Here is a 9,032-nt window from a genome sequence, read left to right as displayed (position 1 = left end):
GTTTTCTGTACGTGGAAAATCGAAGGTTGAGAATGAAATGGGAATAGCGTTAATGGCCGTGAATTTACAAAAATTCACGGCTAACAGCTAAGAATAAACAACTATTATGAGTAAAAACAGAAAAAGGTGAAATTGAGTGTGCTCAATTTCACCTTTTTCACTATTTGAAGCTAGTTATGTCCCAGCCTCTTTTGATGATACTAGGAAATAGAGATGGGGACCTACCTAGAAAGACGAGACCATTGGGACGGTTCTGATGGCTTTGGGAGATACCTAGAGACATAATAGTTGAACCATTAGAACCGTCCCCGTGTCTCTCCTAAATTTAACTTAAAAAGATATTAATCTGAGAAATTTGCGATTCTAAATGCAGGTTCACTTCCCAAATTAAAATGGATGGTTAAAGGGGATTTTGAGAAGGCTATATGGAGAATTTAAATATGATTAAACTCGTTTTATGGGTCTTCCTTATTCTTTAAAAGTGTGTATTTCTTTGTTTGAAAACAAACCAAAAGCAGAGATGTAACTATCAATGTAGATGGTGGTAAGTTTTAAAGAGAGATTTCTAGTAAGTTAGAAACCTCCCTTTTTCAATGTAGGTTTATCTGTTAATCCATTGCAGTATCCTAAATACCGATTCAATAAAAGTGCAGCGATTGTATCCCAGTAGGGATAATGCTAGTTATGTATTTAGTAGTGTATTGGTAGAAAAACGATCTACATAAGTATAGACTTTTCTATATTGAGTTGGCGAGTAATGTCACTACTGTACTAAGAACGATTGTGCCAATCATAATTGCAACATACATTAGGTACTTCTTTATTTTCTTCTTTCTCATTGCCTCTTCGGGTGTGGTCCAAATACTTTTTGACATCAAAACTTCCCCTTTTTCATTTGATGGTAGCTGGCTGGCTGGTCCCGGGACGGAAGCCCCTATAGCTTTGCGTCCTCACCTTTCAGTGAGTTTGCCCTTAAATATAAATACTTTATATTATAATAAGCATAACAGTAGTGGGAAATCACTATGCTTCGACAAAATTCGTGCTTTTGGTTCATACAGGTTTAGCTCAAGCGGTATATTCGATGGATGAATTCTTAGATAAAGATGATTGTTTAGGACGAGAGTATCCTGGAGTTTCCGATGAGGCGGATCACCCAATCTTGCACCTTTAACAGAACCAAAAATTCCGTTTGTTGATGTGAACACATCAGAAGCAATTATTTCTTCCATCGCTGCCTTCGGACTTTCTACCGATATTAGGGCCAGCTTTTCCATTGCTTCACTACAGACACAGACACTTTCTCCTTTTCAACTAATTCCTTCTTCAATAATGATTAATAAATGTAGCCATGACCCATTTCGTTTCTTTTTCCGTTAATCTGTCACAACATGAAAAATGCCTCTTCTATTTTTGATGTTTAATAAGAGTGGGCTCCGAACTCAAACTGGTGGCAAAATTGAATCCAGGTATCACTTAAGGGCACGGTTCTGGGGGCTTTTTATAAGTGGGTAGAGCTATAAGGGATTTTGGTGTAAGCTGTTGCCCTCGGGTTAAATACTTTATGTATGGTCTGTTGTTTGTAAGGACAAACATTTGGAAGGAATCAGCGATAAATTAGGATCATTGTATGTATTATTGATATCTATTAGAAAATTTAAGTGCCTTTTCTCGACAATAAATTGTCTTGTATACAGGTAAAAGTTCGTTTTTCAAAAGGATTTGTACTACTTTTAATCAAACGATTAATTGGTATTATAACTTGTCTTTATTTGTAGGAATTTATATATTACTAGTTTCTATTGTTAGTTTTGAAGGTATTTTCTAAGATACATAATTTTTATACGACAATTATTTCTATTGAAAACCGTCAAAAATATGTTTGCTAAAAGGGCTTATCGGAAATTTAATCAAACGATTAAATAATTGAATTGGTTTTAACCCAATCATTTATTACGGAGAGGGAAGGAAACTCTTGGATCCTGAATTCATTTTGGGAATGTTTTCGAAGGAAAACCTTCTAGCCAGAAAGAGATTTAAAGAATTTAATGAAAGAGTAAATCAGAATCAATGTCTAGATGACCACATGTCTGAAAAAAGATTAACGGATGTTGAAGCTAGGGAATTGATTAAGAAGCAGTTGAATGGAATTGAAATTGCCCAAGTTAAGAGTTTACCAAGACTCCAACGGAATGAAATCCTTAAAAAGGCAAAACAAATAAAAGGCATGTCACTTCGCCAACTATCAAGGATCTTAGGCGCCTCACGAACACTTATCTCTAAAGAATGACTTATGATTTGGGGACCATTCTGATGGCGTTGGTATTGATTGTTGAACCGATCATCCGTCTGGGATACTAACCCATAATCGAGCCATGAGAACCGTCCCTGCGGTATTCTTTAACTAATCGTTTAATTAACTCATTTTTTTGTCGTAGACTGTCTTCCATGAATAGTTTTGTAGATTCATATAGAAACCTAGAATCTACCTGCCGACAATAAATTTTCTTGAAAACCATCCAAAGTTCATTTTTCAAAAGGGTTCTTTCCAGTTATAATCAAAATCACTTAAGACTGATCAACAAATTTCCCATGGTTTCATTCACGGTGTGTTCTTTAGTAGGTATTTGATAAATGCCTTATAGAAAAAGAGGCCTTCTTAGTGAAGAGCCTCTTTCATTTTTCGGATTAATCCTCATTATTTTTACTTTTATATGAAATGGCCTGGCTGCCAAATTGAGCCCAGCTTGAGACAAAGTCTTCATATTTGGCTGAACGATTCCCATCACTAAAAAATGGATCATTGAAATACACTTTGTTTTCATCATAGCCTGTAACAAGAACCGAATGTACTTTAGAGGTAATTTTGATTTCTCCTTGAATGGTATTCCAAGTTTCCCATTTTTCCTCAGGAATGTAGGTAAAGGTACTCCCTACAATGACCCAAACAGGTTTCCCCTCGTTTAGCTTCTTTTTAACAGCAGAAAATTCCTTCCCTGACATATTGTCAATTTGGTTTGGCAGATAACGATTCGCAAGTTCTTCTATGGGGCCATTGTATACGGAAAGACCAGGTTCTTTATAGGTAAACATGCTGCCAACAAATCCCTGATTTGGATTGCCGTTATAACCATCTTTAAAATAGGGGACATTCGTAACTTGGTTTGCAAGGGTGAGCTTGTCTACTTGCACTCCTGCATAATTTAACATCATAGCTAAGCTTGTCACTTCACATCCACGAGGAAGTTCTGGAAATTGCATTAACGTAGGGACCTGAAGAAGAACATGATCCTGGAGCAATGGTTCCTTTATATAGACTACTATATTCCTATTTTTATGCACACTAGCAATATAATCCGCACTGCTTTTTGCGGGGGAAAAGGTAGCAATATAAACTGGAAAGAATAATAGGAGGGTTAATAGAATGGCATTTCGTTTACTGTTATTCATATGTGTGCTCCAAGTTTTAATAGTCTAATATAGCTTTAGTTTAAATTTTCCCTAATTTTCTACCATATTATCATATACAGTTGAAAAGTACTATTATTTTTTGTATTCTGGGATATTTATAGGGATAATCTAACAATTTTTAGGAATATCGTCTTAACAATAAAATGGTCATTTTTAAATTAAGAAACCCACCTGTGCTTTTTGGTGAGTTTTGTTTACTTTATTTCACCAAAATATAGTAATTTTTCTCGTACAAGTAGAATATGATTAGTCCATGGGAACCATGGTGACATTACTTTTGGACAAGTTCACTTAAACCAGAACAACCGTTCTTATAAAAATTTTTAATGAAAAGGGGTCGGAAAAGTTGAAACGAATTCTGTCTATTGTTGTAATCATTCTTGTCATTTTTGTTTTGTCGGAAACAAACCCTGAACGTAAAGAATATATTGATTGGATGAATAATAAATCGATGAATGAATCCTCAAACATCTTAGAAAAGGGCATCCTTTCCGTTGCAGGTGAATCCTTTTTTGATGCAGGCACAACACGGAAGGATTATTTTATTTTCTCCATATACAAAACCGATTTTTCTGAAGTTGGATTAGGGAATTCCACTTCTATAGGGATTTTTAATAAATTCTTTTCAATTTCAAAAACAAAAGAATGATTTATGAAATTGATTTAAAAAAGAGGCCAAAGGGCTGTGTCTATACACAACCATTTGACCTTCTTTTTATTCCATCTTTTCTACCTGAACGACTGGTACAGTGATGGTTGTGCCATAGTCATCTATGGTCTCAAAACCGGTAACGACCCCTATAAAATCATAGTATCCATAAGAAAACTTGGATTGGCCTTTTAACAATACATACTCTCTGTCATATGTCCTCATGTCGTAATTATAAGTTTCTGATACTTTTATTAAGGCACTGTCATTTCGTGGTGAATCATTATAAGCACGGAAACGAACCTTTTTCCCGATGTTTTGTGTGATTTCCTCTTTCTTAATTTCAATATAGTCTACTTTTATTTTTGTGTATTGGTAATATCCATTATAGCTTGACTCGTAGTAGGCTAGTTCTCCTTCTCCTTTACCAACAGGATTATCCACTAATAAAACACCATTCGATTCAATGGTTAGTTGATCTGCTTCCACATCAAGAATTTCGACGATTGATTCTGAGCGTACTTCGAAAGCCATGTAACGATGATCCCGTGACTCCGATTTGGCATCGATAAAGATCACTGGATTGTCAGTAGTACTAAGATTGGAGTGGAAGGAAATCTTAGTAATTTCTAGTGAATTTGCTATACTTCCTTCTTTTACAACCATGTTTTCCTTACCCATAATTTTGCCAAAATAAAGCAGGCTGTCATTGGAGATGGCAGCAACCACACTGTCTGCTCCAAATTTATTTGTACTGTTAACAAAGTTCGGAAATTGTTTATCTGTATACAAGCGCTGCAGCACGCGGATTGGCTCATATTTATCCCATGCAAGATTTGTGTTGGTAATTAATTCAGCACTGTCCTCTAATGGAGTAAGTGCTTCATAGATACTGATGGCATCTGCAAATTTATGATTATTTGTAAGATTTTTAGCTTCAGTTAGGAAATCTGTTTTCGTTTCCTCAATAAATCCAAATACCTTACTTGCTGCCATTTTTGAAGATAGTTTCTTGGTGCTGTTTGCCTGTTCTGCAAAGCGGGCATAGTCCTTCTCGTCCCTAGAACCGGAAAGGACTTTGAGCAGGTGTTGGTCAAGGGAATCCCTAAGCCAATTTACATCAATGGAAAAGTCGGAAAGCATTTCGAATTGCCTGTTGCCTTCTGTTACAATTTCCCTCACAGGTGAATTTGTATTTAGTAATTTAGCGATTTTATCACCATAATATTTTTTGAAAATGGCTTGAATTACGATTGTTTTTTTCAAATCGGACCCGTAATACTGTCCTGGAATCAAATTTAAATAATTATAGATCTCTTCTTCTTCCTTACTATCGATTCCACTCGTGTTGTTCAACCTAGCCATCTGAGTCTTCTTTATTTCAAAAAAATAATCTTCCATATCTTTATCTAACTTGGTTAAATCAAGCATCTCACCATACATATCTTTTTGGACTGCGGTGCCTGTTACCCATTTATCTTTACTTTCCGTCCAGTGGCCATACGTTTCTGTGAGGCTTTCGATAGCCTTGTCGTCATGGTATGCAGCTGCTGTTTCGTCTAAGTCTTCCATCTTTTCACGGATCGGAGATAAAATCGAGAGCTTTAGATTGATGTCTTCATTATGGTCTGAAATGGAAACATTCAACTTTGCCGCTCGGAACTCTTTCTCCGCAGCAACTAATTCTCCAGACTCATATAATCGTAATGCCTCTTCATAGGTGGCAATCTTTTGATGTGCTAAGACCATCTTGCCACTAACCGCAACAAAGCAACCTATTAATATCAATAAGAAAAAATTACGGGACAGACTCACTTTTCGATAAACAGTAAATTTAAACATAAGAATCTATCCTTTCTACGATACAAACTGCTTAAAATCGGGATCATAATGATACTTCATTGCAACCAAGCGCTTCGTTTTGTCCTTGAGACTGCCCCATTTGATATCAGGATTTGAATTAAGGATACTGCACAGCCGTAACATGCGTTCCTTTGGAAAATAGTCAAGGAATTCTTCGATAAACTCCGAAAACTCTAGAATGTACAGCTTCATTCTTAAGGCACTGCTTGCCACAGAAATAAGCGCCTCTATTCCGAAATCTCTGATGATTTCCTCACGAAATTGAATAAAGTAACCGATGCTTTTTTTTGTAAGTAAAGATCGGTTGATTTTTAACACATCCAATGCATAGAAGACAAAATCACGATCGTAGGAAGAAGGAACTAGTCGGTCAAGCTCTAACTCCATGTCACTACGAAGAATGATACTGTTTAAAATTTTTATTTGACGGATTTTTACTTCATCATTTTTAATAAAATCACCAACTTCCCGGAGTTTTTCATAGGCTGGAGCGAGTTGGTTTTCTTGTACATCATCCTTGGCAAGATTACTGTCAAATTGGATTCCTTCTTTGATTCTAGTCCAATCACTTCGAAGTAGTTTTTTGAGTTGAAGATTATACTCACTTTTCATAAAAAAGGTTGTAAGGATGACATACGCCAAGCAAAAAATTAAGCCGGAAATCAAGGAATAGTACAGAGTTGCGATAGTTGGAGCAGCAACAATTCCAATACTGACCAAAATTAAGATCCATATCGATTCGGTAAATAAACGGTTTTTAAAAATAGACTTTACTAGGCTTTCAATCCCTATTAAATCTGAGCCACATATTGGGCAGTTATCGTCGATTAGAACGGAATAGCGATTACATTTTTTACACATTTTTATCTTTTGAAAACGATGCATTGTCCTTTTTTTCTTAGAAAACTGAACAGCCTGCTTATTCAATGGAATCACCTTCATTTAACATGATGACTAGTTCATCATCCATACTTTCAAAACTGCCGCTATTCTGTCTATTTTTTATTAAAAAATAGACTTTCAATAAAAGAATTAGTACTAGAATACTAGTAAATACAATTCCGTACATTCCACTTCCCCTTTTCTACAAAATAAACCACTATTTTTCCAAAAAATACATTATCTTATACTATAATAGTACTATTATAATATAACTAGTAGAATATTGTTTTTGAATATTATGGCAGCGGTGGTAAAATGGTAATATCATGCAAGATTTGTAATAAATAGACGAAAAAGAAACGCTGTTGGGGGTAGCAAATAGATGTTAAAAAAATGGATTAGTACTGTAATAATGATCGCTTTTCTTTTTTGGAATATCAGTATTTATCAAGTAGATGCTGAAAGTCCGGTTCATTCTACTTCCCGGATTGAGGGGATGCTGGTTGTCGATGTTAGTAACTCGATGAAGAGCACCGATCCGAATAGTATAAGTAGTGAAGCGATGAAGATGTTTATAGACATGGCCGCTCTAAAAGGCGATAAAATTGGTGCCATCGCTTACGCAGGTGAAGTCATGCGTGAAAAGGCACTAATCAAGATGCAAACTGAACAAGATAAGAAGGATTTAAAGGATTTTATCGATACTGTTGATAAATATTCATATACGGATCTTTCGGCTGGGTTGACAGAAGCTGTTAAAGTACTAGACAGCAGTCATGAAGAGGGGTATTTCCCACTGATCGTCCTGTTGGCAGACGGGAATAACGAACTTGACCCGAAAAAGTCAAAAACGCTGCAACAGGCAGAGGATGAACTGAATAAGACTGTCGCTGGTGCTAAAGAAAAAGGGTATCCCATTTATACGATTGGTTTAAATGCCAATGGCGAGCTGAACAAAGATGTCCTTTCGAATGTGGCCAATAGTACGAATGGTAAGTTCTTTGAAGCCACCTCAGCCGATCAGCTTCCTTCCATTCTAAGTGAAATATTTGCGAACCATTTGAAATTGAAGATCGTCCCTGTTAGTCAAGTCGTTGGGAACGGTGATTTTCAGGATATTAAAATCAATGTTCCAAACGAAAATGTGTTGGAGGCCAACATTTCGTTAATTTCAAGTCAGCCGGTTGAGGTAAAGCTCATTGACCCTTCCGGAAAAGAGCTGGCGATCCCTTCAGACCAAGTTGTGCTTTCACAATCAAAGGCTTATTCCATGGTCAAATTGATTAAGCCTGTAGCCGGTGATTGGCTGCTTATGGTTAAAGGGGTTCCCGAAGACAAAATCGATATTAATCTGATCTTCAACTATGATTTGCAATTGAAGCTGAACCCTCTTGCGAAAGAGAGTTATAAAGCTGGTGAAAGTGTTCAGATTGATGCCTTTTTTGAAGACAATGGGACAGCGATTGCCGATCAAGCAATCTATAAATCGATGAAAGCAACGCTTTTCGTGGAAGATCTTGATAAGGGAAAAACAGAGGAAATCAGCCTTACTTCAGGGGATAAAGGATTTTCCGGCCAACTGAAGCTAGGGGATTCTTCTGAGTATGAAGTAGTGGTGAAGGCTGAGGATAATAGCTTTTTCCGTGAAACGTCTCCACAAAGAATAACACTGCAAAAAGAGGCTAAGGCACCAGAAGCGGTAAAGCCGTCTGAAACGGAGAAAGAGAAACCATTCCCTTGGCTTTATGTGGTCATCGGTGCTGTCCTAGCTCTTGTTGCTGCTGTACTTGCATACAAGTTAATAGGGAACAAACCGAAAGGCTTTAGCGGTCAATTCGTCATCGAAATCAAAGATGAAGATACGGGTGAGCGCACAAATCCTCAATTCAGGAAACTAAATGTCTTTAAAGGTAAGTTTCAGCTTCATCAGATACTTGGACTCCAGGCTGAATTAGCGGAGACCAATCAAATTATCATTAAGCCGAATACAGGAGATACACTCCTTCTCATCAATAACTCGAACTGTACAATTGAAAAAAGCGGCCGCGCCATCGACGCCAAAAAAGGCCAGCAAATCAAAAAAAATGATCGTCTGCGAGTTGTACTAAAAAACGTGAATAAATCAATTTATATTGAATATATCAGTTAAGGCTTTGTTAAGGTGACC

9 protein-coding genes and 1 riboswitch are annotated in these 9,032 nt (G+C 36.6%); of the genes, 3 read left to right on the top strand and 6 right to left on the bottom strand.

Annotated features, from left to right (window positions below):
- Positions 1 to 737 precede the first annotated feature (737 nt).
- The gene (locus V7108_RS20635; protein ID WP_335569294.1) at positions 738 to 875 is read right to left on the bottom strand and encodes a hypothetical protein; all 138 of its coding nucleotides are present in this window, start codon (positions 873 to 875) and stop codon (positions 738 to 740) included.
- Positions 876 to 897: 22 nt separating this feature from the next.
- Positions 898 to 981, bottom strand: a riboswitch (cyclic di-GMP riboswitch).
- A gap of 11 nt (positions 982 to 992) precedes the next feature.
- Positions 993 to 1,277 (bottom strand): hypothetical protein, encoded by a 285-nt coding sequence (locus V7108_RS20630; protein WP_335569293.1) that lies wholly within the window; start codon positions 1,275 to 1,277, stop codon positions 993 to 995.
- Between the two features lie 698 nt (positions 1,278 to 1,975).
- Here V7108_RS20630 and V7108_RS20625 point away from each other — a divergent pair.
- Positions 1,976 to 2,290, top strand: a complete 315-nt coding sequence (locus V7108_RS20625; protein ID WP_335569292.1) for a hypothetical protein — start codon at positions 1,976 to 1,978, stop codon at positions 2,288 to 2,290.
- A 398-nt stretch (positions 2,291 to 2,688) separates the two neighbouring features.
- Here the strand turns inward: V7108_RS20625 and V7108_RS20620 are convergent, their stop codons facing one another.
- Positions 2,689 to 3,450 (bottom strand): C39 family peptidase, encoded by a 762-nt coding sequence (locus V7108_RS20620; RefSeq protein ID WP_335569291.1) that lies wholly within the window; start codon positions 3,448 to 3,450, stop codon positions 2,689 to 2,691.
- Between the two features lie 367 nt (positions 3,451 to 3,817).
- Between V7108_RS20620 and V7108_RS20615 the strand changes: the two genes are divergently transcribed.
- The gene (locus tag V7108_RS20615) at positions 3,818 to 4,120 is read left to right on the top strand and encodes a DUF4359 domain-containing protein (protein WP_335569290.1); all 303 of its coding nucleotides are present in this window, start codon (positions 3,818 to 3,820) and stop codon (positions 4,118 to 4,120) included.
- A 66-nt stretch (positions 4,121 to 4,186) separates the two neighbouring features.
- On the opposite strand, the gene V7108_RS20610 is transcribed toward V7108_RS20615, so the two are convergent.
- Genes V7108_RS20610 through V7108_RS20600 form a run of 3 tightly spaced genes read right to left on the bottom strand, consistent with a single transcriptional unit; the run spans position 4,187 to position 7,052 of the window.
- The gene (locus tag V7108_RS20610; RefSeq protein WP_335569289.1) at positions 4,187 to 5,962 is read right to left on the bottom strand and encodes a hypothetical protein; all 1,776 of its coding nucleotides are present in this window, start codon (positions 5,960 to 5,962) and stop codon (positions 4,187 to 4,189) included.
- A 15-nt stretch (positions 5,963 to 5,977) separates the two neighbouring features.
- Positions 5,978 to 6,910: a hypothetical protein gene (locus V7108_RS20605; protein WP_335569288.1), complete on the bottom strand. Its 933-nt coding sequence runs from the start codon at positions 6,908 to 6,910 to the stop codon at positions 5,978 to 5,980.
- Complete coding sequence (locus tag V7108_RS20600) at positions 6,903 to 7,052, bottom strand: hypothetical protein (protein ID WP_335569287.1); 150 nt, start codon at positions 7,050 to 7,052, stop codon at positions 6,903 to 6,905. Before V7108_RS20600 ends, V7108_RS20605 begins: the two co-directional genes overlap by 8 nt.
- A 195-nt stretch (positions 7,053 to 7,247) precedes the next feature.
- Between V7108_RS20600 and V7108_RS20595 the strand changes: the two genes are divergently transcribed.
- Positions 7,248 to 9,014 carry a vWA domain-containing protein gene (locus V7108_RS20595; RefSeq protein ID WP_335569286.1) on the top strand — a complete coding sequence of 589 codons (1,767 nt, stop codon included), beginning with the start codon at positions 7,248 to 7,250 and terminating at the stop codon, positions 9,012 to 9,014.
- Positions 9,015 to 9,032 lie beyond the last annotated feature (18 nt).

This window comes from Neobacillus vireti (assembly GCF_036962345.1).
Classification (GTDB): Bacteria; Bacillota; Bacilli; order Bacillales; family Cytobacillaceae; genus Neobacillus; species Neobacillus vireti_A.
This window is presented reverse-complemented; position numbering and strand designations above follow the sequence as displayed.

Bases quoted from the DNA above. Each gene is read 5' to 3' on its own strand.
- V7108_RS20635 (WP_335569294.1), bottom strand. From the start codon at position 875: ATGTCAAAAAGTATTTGGACCACACCCGAAGAGGCAATGAGAAAGAAG.
- V7108_RS20630 (WP_335569293.1), bottom strand. From the start codon at position 1,277: ATGGAAAAGCTGGCCCTAATATCGGTAGAAAGTCCGAAGGCAGCGATG.
- V7108_RS20620 (WP_335569291.1), bottom strand. From the start codon at position 3,450: ATGAATAACAGTAAACGAAATGCCATTCTATTAACCCTCCTATTATTC.
- V7108_RS20610 (WP_335569289.1), bottom strand. From the start codon at position 5,962: ATGTTTAAATTTACTGTTTATCGAAAAGTGAGTCTGTCCCGTAATTTT.
- V7108_RS20600 (WP_335569287.1), bottom strand. From the start codon at position 7,052: ATGTACGGAATTGTATTTACTAGTATTCTAGTACTAATTCTTTTATTG.
- V7108_RS20595 (WP_335569286.1), top strand. From the start codon at position 7,248: ATGTTAAAAAAATGGATTAGTACTGTAATAATGATCGCTTTTCTTTTT.